This is a genomic window from Pseudomonas wadenswilerensis (genome assembly GCF_900497695.1).
Classification (GTDB): Bacteria; Pseudomonadota; Gammaproteobacteria; order Pseudomonadales; family Pseudomonadaceae; genus Aquipseudomonas; species Aquipseudomonas wadenswilerensis.
The window spans coordinates 178,458-192,576 of sequence record NZ_UIDD01000008.1 but is presented as its reverse complement, the minus strand read 5'-3'; the positions used below and the strand labels follow the sequence as shown (position 1 = coordinate 192,576).

Here is a 14,119-nt window from a genome sequence, read left to right as displayed (position 1 = left end):
GCTATCGGAGTAATGGCAGGCGGACTTGAGGGGGCAGGGGCGGCTTGTGTTCGATTACCGAACGGTGATTTCGTCGGCGGCGGCTTATCGGCCAGCGCAGATAATTCGCTACATCAGCGCAATTGCTTATGAACAATGGGTACTGGCTGTGTGCCACCCCTGGGCTAGCGTTAGGGCTTCGGCGGCATGTCGTCGCCGAAGGCTGGAAGTTGAACGACTTTCTGCTCTCCCTCATTCAACAAGGATGTCGTCATGGCTATTAGTATCGCGATCAATGCTGGGCAATCTTCATCCGCGTCAACCGTCATTGCCACGGGCACGGTCCAGAACGTTATCACCGACACCGAGCGAACCTTGTTCAACATCCAGGATGGGTCGTTGAAAGCGGCGGTGTCTGCCTATTTTGGCCGCTCGCCCAATGACGCTTACGTTTGCAGCCCCACGCCCTGGGGTGATCTGTACCAGACCTACAACTGGCCGCAGGTACAAGCCACGCTGTCGGTGGTGAGCGCAAGGATTGTCTCGGAAACCTCGAACCCGATTGCCCTCAATACCAATACCTTCACCAACCACTCCTCGGTGCCGGCGGAGTTCAACTGCGGGGTCACCCAGGAGGTGACGGTCACCGCGGAAAGCAACTGGTCGAGCTCGTCGGAAGTCGGCATCAGCCAGACGATTTCCTACGGGATCTCGTTCCTCGGCGCCGGCGCCCAGGGCGAAACCGCCTTGAGTTTCACCCAGACCTGGGAGCAGGGCGGTTCGCAAAGTGAGTCGGTAACCCTGGGTTCGAGCGCCGGAGTGACCCTGACCTTGCAACCCGGGCAGACCGTAGAGGCGATACTGTCGGCCAGCAAGGGGGTACTGACGGTAGAAGTTGAGTATCAAATAACCCTGGTGGGGGTAACGGCGGTCAATTACAACCCGACGTATCAGGGGCATCACTTCTGGGCACTGGATATCAACAACGTCATGAGTGCCGGCAAACTGTCGAATGTCATCACCAGCAAAGAAACCATCGTGATCGACTACTTCACCAATACCACGATCACCGTGCAGGACCCTGAAAGCCAGGATGTCATCCGCACCCTCGTCACCTCGGCCAGGCCGGGCATCAGTTCATAACGCAAGCAAGGGGTGCAGGCAGTGCGCTGCACCCCTTTCAACACGTTCAGCGCCCTTCATGCTGACGCCGATACGCCCCCGGCTGCACCCCGACAGCCTTGCTGAAGGCGCGGGTGAAGGCAGCAATCGACTGATACCCCACCGCCGCGCACACTTGCTCGACGGTGTTGTTGGCCTTGAGCAACTGGCAGGCATGGCGCATGCGCAGGGCCAGCAGCACCTGCCCGGGTGATTGCCCGGCAAGCTCACTGAAACGCTTGAAGAACGCCGAACGCGACAGCCCCGTGCAGGCCGCCATGCTCTCCAGCGACCAGGGCTGGTCGGGATGTTCGATCAGTTGCTCGAGCAGGCTGGCAAAGTTGGCGTGGCGCGCCAGCGCGACCAGGCCGCTGATGCCCTGATCGTCACTGACCCGCTGGCGCAGTACATACAAGAACAGCAGATGGCTCAGGCGTTCGAGCAAGGCCGAGGAGGGCGCGGGCAGGCGTTGGCATTCGGCCAGGATCAGCTCGAACAACGCCCGCGCCGCACTCAGCGCCGGGTCGCCGGCACGCAGGATGATCCAGTCGTCGAGGCCTTCGATGATCAGCGACGACAGGCCCGGCTGAAAATGAAAGAACCCGCACACCAGGCCCACGCCGTCGGTGGCGTCACTGTCCAGCGGCTGCATGGCCTGGCGCGGCTGCTGTTGCGCCAGCTCGCAATCCGCGACATTGGACAGCCGATAGTTGAAGTCGCGCAGCAGGAACACCGCATCGCCGGCTTGCAGGCAAATGGCCTCGGCCTGGCCGTCGATATGCAGCCAGCAATGACCTTGGACAATCAGGTGGAAACTGGCCCGCGCCAGGCCGTGGGTGCTGGCGTGCCAGCCGCCGCAATAGCGCCCGACATGGAACAGGCTGGCGTCTAGCTCAAGGCTTTCTAATAACCAATCGACTACGGGGCTGGACGAAATCATCTAATGAAAAGACTCAGGAGCAAGTAATAGCGACTGCAGAATATGGCAGGTAATTCTTATAACCAACAGACTTGTCGCACACCCCCAGTCTGCAGGAGTCCACTCCAATGTCGCGCGTCACTGTCCATACACTGCAAAGCGCCCCTGAGGCCGTCCGTCCTTATCTGGAGAACGCCCAGAAGGCCTCGGGCTTCATCCCCAACCTGCTCGGCGTGCTGGCCAACGCCCCGGCGGCGCTGGAAACCTACGTCACTGTGTCGGCACTCAACGGCAAGGCCGAGCTGAGCCTGGCCGAGCGTGAAGTGGTGCAACTGGTGGCCGCCACCCACCACGGCTGCGACTTCTGCGTGGCCGGCCACACCGCCGTGGCGCTGAACAAGGCCAAGCTGGGGCAAGAGGTGGTCGATGCCCTGCGCGCCAAGGGCGAGTTGCCGCAAGACAAGCTTGAAGCGCTGGCGGCGTTTACCCGCGAAGTGATCGCCACCCGCGGCAATGTCAGTGAGGCGGGTTATGGCGCGTTCCGCGAAGCGGGCTACAGCGAAGGCAATGCCCTGGAGGTGATCCTCGGCGTCAGCCTGGCAACCCTGTGCAACTTTGCTAATGTGTTCGCCCAGACGCCGCTCAATGACGAGCTGAGCAAGTACCGCTGGCAGCCTTCGGCATAACGAACCCTCGGCGCCAGCGCAGGCTGGCGCATTTTTAAAGGAGTAAACGCTATGCTCGATCCCGCATTGGTCGCGTGGCTGGATGCCCAGGCCGAAGCCCTCGACCAGGGCCACGGCGACCCGCAGGCGGTGCTGGGGCAACTGGCAGCGGCGCAGGTGCTGCGCGTCGGTATCGACGAAGCCCTGGGCGGCAGCGGCGGCACGGTCGCCGACGCGGTAGAGACGGTCGCCAATGTTGCCAGCCATTCCCTGGCGGCGGCCTTCGTGTTCTGGGGCCAGCGCGCTTTTATCGAATACCTGCTGCACAGCCCCAACGGCGGGCTGCGCGAGCGTCTGCTACCCGACCTGCTCAGCGGCCAGCTGGCCGGTGCCACCGGGCTGTCCAACGCCATGAAGTACCTATCGGGTATCGAAGCGCTGCAGGTCAAGGGCCTGCGTGACGACCGGGGCTGGACCCTGGCCGGGCGTCTGCACTGGGTGACCAACCTGCGCAAGGGCGGTTTCGTGGTGGCGGCGGCGATTGAAGAGGAGGGCGCCTCGCCATTCGTTCTGGCCATTCCGGACAACGCTGCCGGGCTGACCCGCTCCGACGACCTGCAACTGCTGGGCCTGCAATCGAGCAACACCGCCGCCTTGGGTTTCGAGCAGGTGCCGATCAGCCGCGACTGGCTGCTGCACGAGAACGCCAAGCAGTTTCTGCCGGCGGTGCGCCCGTCATTCCTGGGCCTGCAATGCGGCATGTCGATTGGTCTGGCGCGGCGCTCGCTGAGCGAAGTGGAAGGGCACCTGCAGGGCATGCGCCCGTTCCTTGGCGAGGCGCTGCAGGTGTTGCACGAGCGCTTGGAAAACGCCGTGGGCGAGTTGAAAAAGGGCCTGCTCGATGGTCGTTTCCTGGCCCAGCCCGCGGCCCTGTTCAAGCTGCGCATCACCTTGGCCGAAACCGCTGCCGACGCCGTGCAGCTCGAGTTGCAGGCCAGCGGCGGCAAGGCTTATCTCACCGCTTACGGCGCCGGTTTCGCCCGTCGCTGGCGCGAGTCGGCCTTTGTGCCGATCGTTACCCCGAGCCTGGTGCAACTGCGCGCCGAGCTGCAACGCCAGGCGCCGTCAGCATGACCGAGGTGTTACTCGAAGCCCGTGGCATCAGCCTTGGCTACCCGCGTGAACAAGGCTGGCAAAGCGTGCTGGAAAACTTCGACCTGCAACTGGCGCCGGGTGAAGTGATCACCATCCTCGGCCCCAGTGGCGTCGGCAAGTCCAGCCTGTTACGGGTGCTGGCCGGCTTGCAGCAGGCCCGCGCGGGCAGCGTCAGCTTGCTCGGCGAGCCGCTGCAGGGCCCGCACCCGCGCCTGGCGGTGGCCTTCCAGGACCCCAGCCTGCTGCCCTGGCTGAGCCTGGAAAGCAACGTCGCCTTCGGTCTGGATTTCGCCCGCCAGCCCACGCTTGCCGCCAGCGAACGGCGTGCACGCATCGACCACGCCATCGAGGCGGTCGGCCTGCAGCACGCTCGCGAGCAGTACCCGGCGCAGCTTTCCGGCGGCATGGCCCAGCGTACTGCGCTGGCTCGCTGCCTGGCGCGCCAGCCACAAGTGCTGTTGCTCGATGAACCCTTCGGCGCCCTGGATGAAGTGACCCGCGCCGACATGCAGCAACTGCTGCTGCAACTGATTGCCCGGCACAACACCGCGGCCGTCCTGATTACTCACGATATCGACGAAGCCCTGCTGTTGTCTGATCGCGTGCTGCTACTGGGCAACCACCCGGCGCGCACCCTTGGTCAATGGCACATCGACCTGCCGCAACCACGCGAGCAGCGGGTCGAGGAACTGGGCGCGCTGCGCATCGACATACTCAAAACCCTTCGGCGGGCCAGCCGCACACCCGAACCTTCTTCTGAACCTATGCCGCTGCCGTCGGAGACTGCCCATGTGCCTGGACGACTTCACCCACACTCGTCGTGACTTCATCAAACTCAGCGCCTTGCTCACCGCCGGCGGCGCCATGCCGCTGCTCAATAGCCTGCAGGCCCGGGCGGCCAGCGACCCGGATGCGCCGGTGCGCATCGGCTACCTGCCGATCACCGACGCCACGCCGCTGCTGGTGGCGCACAACAATGGCCTGTTCGAGGCTGAAGGGGTAAAGGCCGAGCGGCCGGTGCTGTTGCGCAGTTGGGCGCAGGTGATCGAGGCGTTCATCTCCGGGCAGGTCAACGTCATTCACCTGCTGTCGCCGATGACCGTATGGGCGCGCTACGCCAGCAAGGTGCCGGCCAAGGTGGTGGCCTGGAACCACGTCGGCGGCTCGGGCCTGACCGTGGCCCCGGGGATTACCGAAGTCACGCAATTGGGCGGGCAGACCGTGGCCATTCCGTTCTGGTACTCGATCCATAACGTGGTGGTGCAGCAGCTGTTCCGCGACCACGGCCTGACCCCGGTGTCCAAAGCCGCCACTGCCCAGCTGGCGGCCAACGAGGTCAACCTGGTGGTGCTGCCGCCGTCGGACATGCCGCCGGCGCTCGCCAGCAAGCGCATTGCCGGCTACATCGTTGCCGAGCCGTTCAACGCCTTGGCCGAAGACCTCAAGGTTGGCCGCGTGCAGCGCTTTACCGGCGACATCTGGCGCAACCATGCCTGCTGCGTGGTGTTCATGCACGAACATGACCTGAACAACCGCCCCGAGTGGTCGCAGAAGGTGGTCAATGCGATCGTCAAGGCCCAGCTATGGACCCGCGACCACCGTGCCGAAGCCGCCGCACTGCTGTCCAGGAGCGGGCCGAACAAGTACACCCCGCACACCCCGCAGGTGCTTAGCCAGGTGCTGGCGCCGACAGCAGCGGCCCGTGACGCCTACATCGCCAGCGGTGCGATCCAGCATGCGCAGTGGGACGAGAAACGCATCGACTTCCAGCCGTATCCATTCCCCAGCTACACCGAAGAACTGGTGCGCCGCCTGCAGAACACCCTGATCGAAGGCGACAAAGGCTTCCTCGCCGGCCTCGACCCGCAACAAACCGCCCGCGACCTGGTCGACGACCGCTTCGTCCGCAACAGCATCGCCGCCGTCGGCGGGCTCAAGGCCTTCGGCTTGCCCGAGAGCTTCGAGCGTAGCGAGGAGTTCGCGATCTGATGGGCAAGCATGCAATCCATGGCGCCCTGGGCGTTGCCGGCCTGTTCGGCTTGATATTGCTCTGGTGGCTGGGCGTGCACCTGTTCGGCGAGGCCGATGGCCTGTCGGCGCGTTTTTCACCGCAGGCGACGCTCGGCAGCCTGATCGAGCTGCTGGGCCAGGCCGAGGTGTACGAGCACATCTGGGTCAGCCTCAAGCGCATCCTTATCGGTTTGGTGCTGGCCTTGCTGATCGGCGTGCCATTGGGCTTGCTGGTGGGCAGTTATCGCCACCTTGAAGCGGCAACCACCCCGGCGTTCCAGTTTTTGCGGATGATCTCGCCGCTGTCGTGGATGCCGGTGGTGGTGATGCTGATGGGGGTAGGCGATCAGCCGATCTACTTCCTCCTGGCCTTTGCCGCGCTGTGGCCGATCCTGCTCAACACCGCAGCGGGGGTGCGTCAGCTCGACCCGCGCTGGTTGCAACTGAGCCGCAGCCTGAGTGCGACGCGCTGGGAGACCCTGTGCAAGGTGATCATCCCCGGCGTGCTTGGCCATGTGCTGACCGGCGTGCGCCTGGCCATTGGCATCTTGTGGATCGTGCTGGTGCCGTGCGAGATGCTTGGGGTGAGTGCCGGGCTGGGCTACTTCATCCTCGATACCCGTGATCGGCTGGCGTATTCGGAGCTGATGGCGATGGTGCTGCTGATCGGGGTGCTGGGCTTTATGCTTGACGCCATGGCCCGTGGGCTGCATCGGAGGTGGGTGCATGCCTGACCGAGGAGGCAGGAGCGGGCTTGCCCCGCGATGCGGACGGCGCAATTTTGAAAGCTCAGGTGCAGCACCGAACTCAGTTGGATAAACTTCCCGACCGGTTCAACTTCACGGTCGATGGATCACCACATGACAGCACCAGCAAACCCACGGCGTAGCGGCAAAGGCCATGATGCGGCGATCAGCCTGCAACAGGATGACGATCTGCAGCGCTGGTCGATTGCCCGCTCGGTGCTGCGCTCGATCGAATCGGCGCCGGACAACTGGTCCACGCGTATCGGCCTGTATGGCAAGTGGGGTTCCGGCAAGACCAGCGTGCTGAATTTCATTGAAGAGCAGGCGCGCATTCGCAATGAAAGCAAGCCGGACGGTATCACCTGGGTGGTCGTACGCTTTTCAGCGTGGGATGCCGAAGGCCGTGACGGGGTGATCCAGCGGTTCTATCAGGCGTTGCTGGAGCAACTTGAAAAAGGTGCTTGGGCGGGCAAGTCATTCAAGGATCTGGGGCGTGGAATCGCCAGGCTACTGGGCAATGTTGCCGAGATTGGCAAGTCAGTTGCACAAGTTATGGACCCTATTACCGGGACGATGGTTAGCAAAGGCACCCAGATTGCCGAGCAAACGGGCCAGCTACTGAGTTCAAAGCTGGCCTTCAATCGCAAAGAGCTCGAAGCGCTATGTGCTGACCTCCAGCGCACACGCATCGTGGTGTTCATCGATGACCTTGACCGCGCCGACCCGACCGCGATCCCCAAGGCAATGCTGGCGTTGCGCGAGTTGCTCGACTGGCCGAGCTTCGCCTTCGTCCTGGCCTTTGACCTGGATGTTGTAAGTAAAGCACTGAGCCTGTACTCGGCCGCCTATGGTGAGAATGGGCAACGCTTTCTCGAGAAGATCATCGATATTTCCATCACCCTGCCGGAGCCTACTGAGGAGCAAGCCAGGCGCCTGGCATGGCGAGCGTTTCGCGAATGTTGCCCTTTCATTCCAGAGGCATCTTTCAAACAAGTTGCTCAGTGGTTTCCTCGCAACCCTCGCCTGGTCAAGGCTATAACCCGTGACCTGGGGCAATTGAAAACCGTCGCGTGTCGCCACGGCAATGACGAGCTTGCGTGGGATGCAATCATTTTGCAGACCATAATCAGGCATGAAGCACCGGCGACCCTTGAACGTCTCGAGCCGTCCCTGCTGGGCCGGGACCGTCAGTCGCTACGCGGAGAAACCGATGAAGAGCGGGAGACGTTTCAGCGCGAAGCTATTCAACTTACGCTGGGATCAACAATGCCTGATCATGCGCCGGCTTTCGTGCGGCTTAAGAATCAGCTTGCAGCCTTGCACGATCTGCGTAAATCAACCTATCGCGCCCGCATCCGTTACGAGATGGGCCTATTGGCACAGGAGCCGAGCATCACCAGTTATGAACATCGGCTTTTTTTGAATGAATGGGCCGAGGATTTCGACGATCTGCGAATCGATCAGCTTCTTGCTAGCGGGACTGACGCTGCTCAGACCGAAAAGCCGGCAGTTGCCTTGAATCTGATCTGGTTGACCATCGGTTCTTATTGCCAGGGAATGCGTGAGTTGGTCTCTCAGGTTGACCAGCATGTCTATGATCAGCAGCTGGAGTACCTTGGGGTTCAACTCAACCTGCTTGAAAAAGTCTGGGGGGATACGCCGCACGAAGCGCTCCAGGAGGTATCCGGCCATTACGGTTTGTGCTGCAGCTTGATCGACGGTTTGTTGTCCCTGCGTGAACGCGATACAGATCAGTCAATGCACGCACAGTACCAACGGGAAATCGCACTGGTGACGGCAGCGGCAACCACTTGCAGTGATCGAGTTCGACTACACGATTGGGCGATGGAAAGGCTGCTCGCCGGTGGGATCGCGCATCTGTATGACTCGTACAAAAGGGCACGACTCGAAGGTGTCGCCAACCTGCTCAAGGATGATGCGGTATCGGATTTGTTGACGGTGTTCGAGGCCCCAATGGGCGTCGAACGGTTGTTCAAAGACCCTTCGCCAGCGGCCATTCAACGACAGTGGCGCTTGTTCAATGCCAGGTCACCCTTTTACCAGGAGGCTGGTCAGGCCAAGCTGATCGCATGGCTGGAAAGCACTGCCAATGACAGGCAGGCCGAAGGCGTCGCCGCTGGTAACATGCTTGATTATCTTGTGGGATTGGCGGTTCACAACCATACCGGCGCTGAGGGTGGAGGCCATGACGTGCAAAGGTTGCAGGCGCTGATTCCTGTTGCCTGGGACGCGGCGATGAAGCGTAGCGAGTACCACCGCTTCCCCAAACAGTTGCTCGATAAATGGGACAGTCTAGTCAATGCGGGCATCGACAAGAGCTGGATTCCACTGCCGTCAAATCTGGCAGAACTGGACAGGCAACGAAGCAACTGAGTTATGCCCGTTACCTGTAGAAAGCGCTCACGGCAGCAATGAAAACGGAGCAGCAGCACAGCACTGCTCCCAGTGCCTGCCCCCATCCGGCCAACGCCAAGCCCGCGCCAATCAACCCGTAATACAACAACCCAAACAACGCTCCCGCCGTCCCCCGGCAATCCCCGTACTCAACCAGCGCCGAGCCCAGCACCAACGGAATCGCCATGGCAAAGGCGCCGAGCATAAAGGCCATGGCCACGGCGATCAGCCAATGTTCGCCCAGCAGCAGTATCGCCAGCGCTGCCAGCAGGTTCACTGCGCACGCCAGATTGAGCAGCGTTGCCTGGCTGACACCACGCGCCAGCAATCGCGCATTGAGGCGCGCCCCGAGCAGCGAGCCCAGCGCCAGCAACACGCCGCTGTAGCCAAACAGACTTTGCAGCTGCAAACGCTGGAAAATGAACGGCGCCAAGCTGTACCAACTGAACACGCCGATGTTGAACAACGCCACCAGCAGCGTCGCCAGCAACACCCGACGATCACCGAGCATGCGCCGCAAGGTGCCGATCAAACTGGCGCGATGGGGTACCTGTGGGCGGGTTTCCGGCATGGTTCGCCAGCTCCATAACAGCAACGCCAGCGCCAGCAGCAACTGCGCGGCCAGCACGCCACGGTAACCCAAAGCCTCGGTCAGCAGCGATCCACCGAGCACGCCAATCGCCGGGCTGATCGCCAGGAAAACGCCGATCAGGGAAAACACCCGCGCCAGTTCCGCACCGCTATGCACGTCCCGCAGCGCGGTTTGCGTCACCACCGAACCGACCGCAGCGGCAAAGGCGGCAACCATGCGCGCGGCGAGCAGGCCGCTGAAGCTTGTGACCAGCAAGGCTGCCAGCGATGCCAGGCCGTACAGCAGCAAGCCGGCAAGCAATGTCGGGCGGCGGCCCCAGAGGTCGCACAGCCGACCCCAGACCAGCACGCCAATGGCAAAGGCGGCGAAGTACAGCGACAGGGTTTGCGCCGCCTGCGCAGGCGTTACCCCGAAGCCCTGGCCGATATCCACCAGGGCGGGGCTGTAGAGGGTTTCGGCGATCTGCGGGAACATCAGCAGGGCCGTGGCCAGGGTCAGCCAGGTGCGGTGGGTCATAAGTAGCGCCCGGTGAGAAAAAGGGCGCTCATGGTAGACGGCAGGCGATGGGTGTATTGTCGCGGTCTGGTCTAAAAATAGTGAATATCGGACAACCTGCATGGCCTGGCTGGAACCCACCGCCACTTTCGACCCGGACCGCTTCGGCGCGCCCATCGTCGGCATCTGCTCGGCCCTGGGCGAACACGATTCTGGCGTCCATCAGCACCGCATGGGGCAGGTGCTGTTCACCCGCCAGGGCTGCGTGCGCATCGACGCCCAGGCGCCGGATCTGCTCTGTCTGCTGCCGCCGACCCGCGCGGCATGGATTCCCGCCGGCATAGCCCATCGGGCGCGGATGCGGGCGACCGTCGATTATCGCTCGGTGTACCTGGACCCCCGGCACTGGCCGCATTTGCCTGCTGAAGTGGTGATCCTTGACGTCAATCCGCTGTTGCGCGAACTGCTCGAGCGCATGGCCGAGGCACCGTTCGCAACCGACTGGAGCCAAGGCGCCGCCGCGCATCTGGCCGGCCTGTGCATCGCCGAACTGCAGGCCGCCGGGCAGCAGCCGATGCGTTTGCCGCTGCCCCGGGATCGACGCCTGGCCAGCCTGGTAGAGGGGCTTGAGCAGTTGCCGCCGCCGCTGCACGAACTGGCTCGCACGGTCGGCGCCAGTGAGAAAACCATCGGCCGTTTGATCCGCCGTGACACTGGTATGTCATATCAGCAATGGCGTCAGCAGTGGCGGCTGGTACGTGCGGTAGAGCAGTTGGCGATCCATCAACCGCTGTCCCAGGTGGCGCTGGAACTGGGCTTTGCCAGCGACAGTGCCTTCATTGCTTTCTTCAAAAGCATGACCGGCAGTACGCCTCGGGTTTATTGCCGCTGAGGCAACTGTTGCGCAATAAATTCGCTGCGCTGTAGCGCTTGTCCCGGCTGGAGATCCGTTACTGTCGTCACTCGGAGCTTAGCCAAGAGGGTGTGCGATGCTCGATATGCAAACGCTGGTCATCTTTGCTGGCGCGGTAACCCTGTTGCTGCTGTCGCCCGGGCCGAACATGGCTTTTGTCATCAGTCATGGGCTGTCCATGGGCTGGCGTGGCGGGCTGGCGGCGGCGCTGGGTATCAGCCTGGCTGACCTGTTGCTGACTGTGCTGACGGCTACCGGTGTCACCGCACTGATCGCCGCCTGGCCGCCGTCGTTCGACATCATCCGCTACAGCGGCGCGGTCTACCTGTTATGGATGGCCTTCAAGCTGTTGCAGCCGCGCACGGTGGGCATGGGCGAGGGGTCGCGTGAGACATCGCTCGCGGCGGTGTTGGTTGCAGCGACCTTGAACAGCCTGCTCAACCCCAAGGCGCTGCTGTTTTTTATCGTGTTCTTGCCGCAGTTCGTGGTGCCGGCCAAAGGCGCAGTGGCCCAGCAATTGTTGCTGCTGGGGCTGGTGCTGAGCGTGATTGCCCTGGTGTTTCATGTGGTGCTGGGGGCGTGTGGCGGGGTGCTTAGCCGTTGGTTCAGTGGCAAGGGGCGCCTGGCCAGGTTGCAGCCGCGCTTGCTGGCCAGTGTGCTGGCGTTGCTGGCGCTGCGGTTGATGTTGATGCAGCGCCCGGCGTGAATGCCCAGCGAGCGCTTTGCGCTCGATCGCCGGCAAGGCCGGCTCCCACATGTGGGGGCCGGCCTTGCCGGCGATGGTCTGCAGAGCAGCCCCAGATTCAATCCTGCAGGTCGTCCTCGCTCATCCACTCAAGCGCATCCGCCAGCGCCACCTCGGCCACCCATTCACTGAAGCTGCGGGTCACTTGTTCATAGCTCAACCGCGAGCGTAGCTCGAGTTTGTCGGCAAACGACAAATGCACGGTGATGACCTTGTCTTCAATCACCCCGTCGCGCACCACGAAGAAGGCAAAGTCCTCCCGATCCTGGCGGCGGGCGAACAGGTAAACCTCGAAGTCCGCCCCGGTTTCCTTGGCAAAGGCCCTGGCGGCGAAGGCGTTCCTGGTCAGGTCAGGCGCTTGTTGCAGCGACGCCTGGGTATCGCAGAAATACCAGGGCTCCCAGTCGGTCAGGCCTTTGTGAATGAACCAGCGGTAGGCAAGCGGGTAGGGCATTGGCTTAGTCCGTTAATGAGTGCAGGCGCGCCGGTACTCGCCCGGCGTTACGCCATAGGCTTGCTTGAACTGCCGGTTCAGATGGCTCTGGTCAGAAAAACCCAGGGCGAAGGCGACGTTGAACGGCAGGCAGTCGTTTTTCAGCAGTTCACGGGCGCGGCTCAGGCGCCGTTGCTTGAGCCAGGCATGGGGCGGCAAGCCGGTGGCCTGGCGGAACACCCGGGCAAAGTGGAAGGGCGAGAGATTCACCGCTGTGGCGAGTTCTTCCAGCGATGGCGGATAGGCCAGGCGGTTGTCCATCAGTTCCTTGGCCCGGGCCACGGCGCACGGTTCGTTGCCGGGCGTGCGCGCCTCGCCCGCGCGGGCATGGCGCTGCACCAGCAGCAACACCGCCTCGCGCCAGGCGGTTTGTTGTTCCAGGGCGCTGGCGCCGTGCTCGGCCGAGCAGTGCAGCCAGCTGAAGGCCTTGGCCAGTTGCGGGTCGTGCAGCACGCTGGCGTCAAAGCGCGGCAGGCCGTCGCGCTTGAGTTCCAGTTCGTCGAGCACGCCGGTGATGCGTTCGCTGTCGGGGTAAAAGCCGCGATAGCGCCAGCCGTCTTCGCTGGCCTTGGCGCCGGTGTGCAGCTCGTCGGGGTTGATCAGGACCATGCTGCCGACCGGCGCCAGGTGTTCGCTGCCGCGGTGCCAGAAGCGCTGGGCGCCGGACTCGATGATGGTGATCACGTAGCCTTCGTGCACATGGGGGGCGAAGCGCTGCTGAAAATAACGCGCATGCAGCATCTCGGTGTCACCGAGCGCCGAGGCTTGCCAGAAACGGGTCTGTTCCTTGTGTGCAGGGTTCATGGGCTGCCGTTCAACCACCAACGAAAGACAAAAAAGAAGGCCATGCTCAGCAGCATGCTGATCAAGGTGCTGCGGGTCAACAGCACCAGCACTACGGCCACCAGCGAACCGATCAGGTACGGGTTGCTCAGGCTCAGGTCGAGCTGGTGGCCGGGCAGAAAGACGATAGGCCCGCAGATCGCGGTAAGCATGCCCGGTACGGCGAAGCCGAGGAACTGCCGGGCATTGGAGCTCAGGCGCAGGGGCAAGCGCGGTTCCAGAAAGGCATAGCGGTTGAGGAACACCAGCAGGCCCATGCCGATAATCAGGGCGAAGATCATGAGCGTGCTCCACTGAATTTCTGACAGATGAAACCTGCGCTCATGCCCAGCAGGCCGGCGGCCACCAGGCCGATGTCCCAATGCCAGGCACTGAACAGCACCGAGCAGAACAACGACACCGCCACGCACACCACGGTGGGCAGGTTGCGCACCAACGGCGCGATCAGGGCGACGAAGGTGGCGACAATCGAGAAGTCCAGGCCCAGTTGGTCGAGGTGCGGAATGTTCTGCCCCAGGATGATCCCGGCCAGGGTGAACAGGTTCCAGGCAATGTAGAACGTCAGGCCCACCCCCAGGGCGTACCAGCGATTGAACTGCTGTTTGTCGTACTGGCTGGTGAGGGCGAAAAACTCGTCAGTGAGCAAGAAGCCCAGGCCCAGCCGCCAGCGGGTCGGCAGGCCCGACAGCACCGGGCGCATCGACAGCCCGTACAGCAGGTGCTGGGACGTCAGCAGCAGGGTGGTGAGGAGGATCGAAAACAGGTTGGCGCCGCCCTTGAGCATGCCGATCGCCACCAGTTGCGCCGCGCCGGCAAAGACGATGGCCGACAGGCCCTGGCCTTCCCAGGGCGTGAGGTTGGCTTCGATGGCCATGGAGCCGGCCAGCAACCCCCAGGGGGCAACGGCAAGGGACAACGGCAGGATGGCGATGGCGCCACGGATAAAGGCCTGGCGGGCGAACGGCGGACTGGGCATGGATGGCAGCAA

General features: G+C 62.9%; 15 protein-coding genes. 9 read left to right on the top strand and 6 right to left on the bottom strand.

Translation table 11 applies throughout. The features are described 5' to 3' along the window. The first annotated feature begins 252 nt into the window (after positions 1-252). Positions 253-1,122, top strand: coding sequence for a follicular epithelium yolk protein subunit (locus CCOS864_RS16305; RefSeq protein ID WP_115087308.1), 870 nt, complete (start codon positions 253-255; stop codon positions 1,120-1,122). Positions 1,123-1,168: 46 nt separating this feature from the next. Here the strand turns inward: CCOS864_RS16305 and CCOS864_RS16300 are convergent, their stop codons facing one another. Further along, the gene (locus CCOS864_RS16300) at positions 1,169-2,080 is read right to left on the bottom strand and encodes an AraC family transcriptional regulator (RefSeq protein WP_115087305.1); all 912 of its coding nucleotides are present in this window, start codon (positions 2,078-2,080) and stop codon (positions 1,169-1,171) included. Positions 2,081-2,187: 107 nt separating this feature from the next. On the opposite strand from CCOS864_RS16300, the gene CCOS864_RS16295 reads away from it, so the two are divergent. The 6 genes from CCOS864_RS16295 to CCOS864_RS16270 all read left to right on the top strand — a co-directional run bounded on the left by CCOS864_RS16295 (position 2,188) and on the right by CCOS864_RS16270 (position 9,029). Beyond that, positions 2,188-2,745: a carboxymuconolactone decarboxylase family protein gene (locus CCOS864_RS16295; RefSeq protein WP_115087303.1), complete on the top strand. Its 558-nt coding sequence runs from the start codon at positions 2,188-2,190 to the stop codon at positions 2,743-2,745. A 51-nt stretch (positions 2,746-2,796) separates the two neighbouring features. Further along, positions 2,797-3,858 carry an acyl-CoA dehydrogenase family protein gene (locus CCOS864_RS16290; RefSeq protein WP_115087301.1) on the top strand — a complete coding sequence of 354 codons (1,062 nt, stop codon included), beginning with the start codon at positions 2,797-2,799 and terminating at the stop codon, positions 3,856-3,858. Then, positions 3,855-4,703, top strand: a complete 849-nt coding sequence (locus tag CCOS864_RS16285) for an ABC transporter ATP-binding protein (RefSeq protein ID WP_115087299.1) — start codon at positions 3,855-3,857, stop codon at positions 4,701-4,703. The genes CCOS864_RS16290 and CCOS864_RS16285 overlap by 4 nt, the downstream gene beginning before the upstream one ends. Then, positions 4,669-5,868, top strand: a complete 1,200-nt coding sequence (locus tag CCOS864_RS16280; protein ID WP_115087297.1) for an ABC transporter substrate-binding protein — start codon at positions 4,669-4,671, stop codon at positions 5,866-5,868. Before CCOS864_RS16285 ends, CCOS864_RS16280 begins: the two co-directional genes overlap by 35 nt. Further along, positions 5,868-6,623, top strand: coding sequence for an ABC transporter permease (locus tag CCOS864_RS16275; RefSeq protein ID WP_115087295.1), 756 nt, complete (start codon positions 5,868-5,870; stop codon positions 6,621-6,623). The genes CCOS864_RS16280 and CCOS864_RS16275 overlap by 1 nt, the downstream gene beginning before the upstream one ends. A 126-nt stretch (positions 6,624-6,749) precedes the next feature. Then, positions 6,750-9,029: a KAP family P-loop NTPase fold protein gene (locus CCOS864_RS16270; RefSeq protein WP_167458905.1), complete on the top strand. Its 2,280-nt coding sequence runs from the start codon at positions 6,750-6,752 to the stop codon at positions 9,027-9,029. 10 nt (positions 9,030-9,039) lie between these two features. On the opposite strand, the gene CCOS864_RS16265 is transcribed toward CCOS864_RS16270, so the two are convergent. Next, complete coding sequence (locus tag CCOS864_RS16265; protein WP_115087291.1) at positions 9,040-10,158, bottom strand: Bcr/CflA family efflux MFS transporter; 1,119 nt, start codon at positions 10,156-10,158, stop codon at positions 9,040-9,042. Between the two features lie 100 nt (positions 10,159-10,258). Between CCOS864_RS16265 and CCOS864_RS16260 the strand changes: the two genes are divergently transcribed. Together CCOS864_RS16260 and CCOS864_RS16255 are read left to right on the top strand one after the other, a co-directional pair. Next, positions 10,259-11,029, top strand: a complete 771-nt coding sequence (locus tag CCOS864_RS16260; RefSeq protein WP_115087289.1) for an AraC family transcriptional regulator — start codon at positions 10,259-10,261, stop codon at positions 11,027-11,029. Between the two features lie 97 nt (positions 11,030-11,126). Beyond that, positions 11,127-11,756 (top strand): LysE family translocator, encoded by a 630-nt coding sequence (locus CCOS864_RS16255; RefSeq protein WP_115087287.1) that lies wholly within the window; start codon positions 11,127-11,129, stop codon positions 11,754-11,756. Positions 11,757-11,853: 97 nt separating this feature from the next. Here the strand turns inward: CCOS864_RS16255 and CCOS864_RS16250 are convergent, their stop codons facing one another. The 4 genes from CCOS864_RS16250 to CCOS864_RS16235 are packed head-to-tail and all read right to left on the bottom strand — an operon-like array spanning position 11,854 to position 14,107. Next, complete coding sequence (locus tag CCOS864_RS16250; protein WP_115087286.1) at positions 11,854-12,249, bottom strand: hypothetical protein; 396 nt, start codon at positions 12,247-12,249, stop codon at positions 11,854-11,856. Positions 12,250-12,261: 12 nt separating this feature from the next. Continuing rightward, positions 12,262-13,092 carry an AraC family transcriptional regulator gene (locus CCOS864_RS16245; protein ID WP_115087284.1) on the bottom strand — a complete coding sequence of 277 codons (831 nt, stop codon included), beginning with the start codon at positions 13,090-13,092 and terminating at the stop codon, positions 12,262-12,264. Further along, complete coding sequence (locus tag CCOS864_RS16240) at positions 13,089-13,412, bottom strand: AzlD domain-containing protein (RefSeq protein WP_038994745.1); 324 nt, start codon at positions 13,410-13,412, stop codon at positions 13,089-13,091. Before CCOS864_RS16240 ends, CCOS864_RS16245 begins: the two co-directional genes overlap by 4 nt. Beyond that, on the bottom strand, positions 13,409-14,107 hold the full coding sequence (locus CCOS864_RS16235) for an AzlC family ABC transporter permease (protein WP_115087663.1): 699 nt from the start codon (positions 14,105-14,107) through the stop codon (positions 13,409-13,411). Before CCOS864_RS16235 ends, CCOS864_RS16240 begins: the two co-directional genes overlap by 4 nt. Positions 14,108-14,119: the final 12 nt, after the last annotated feature.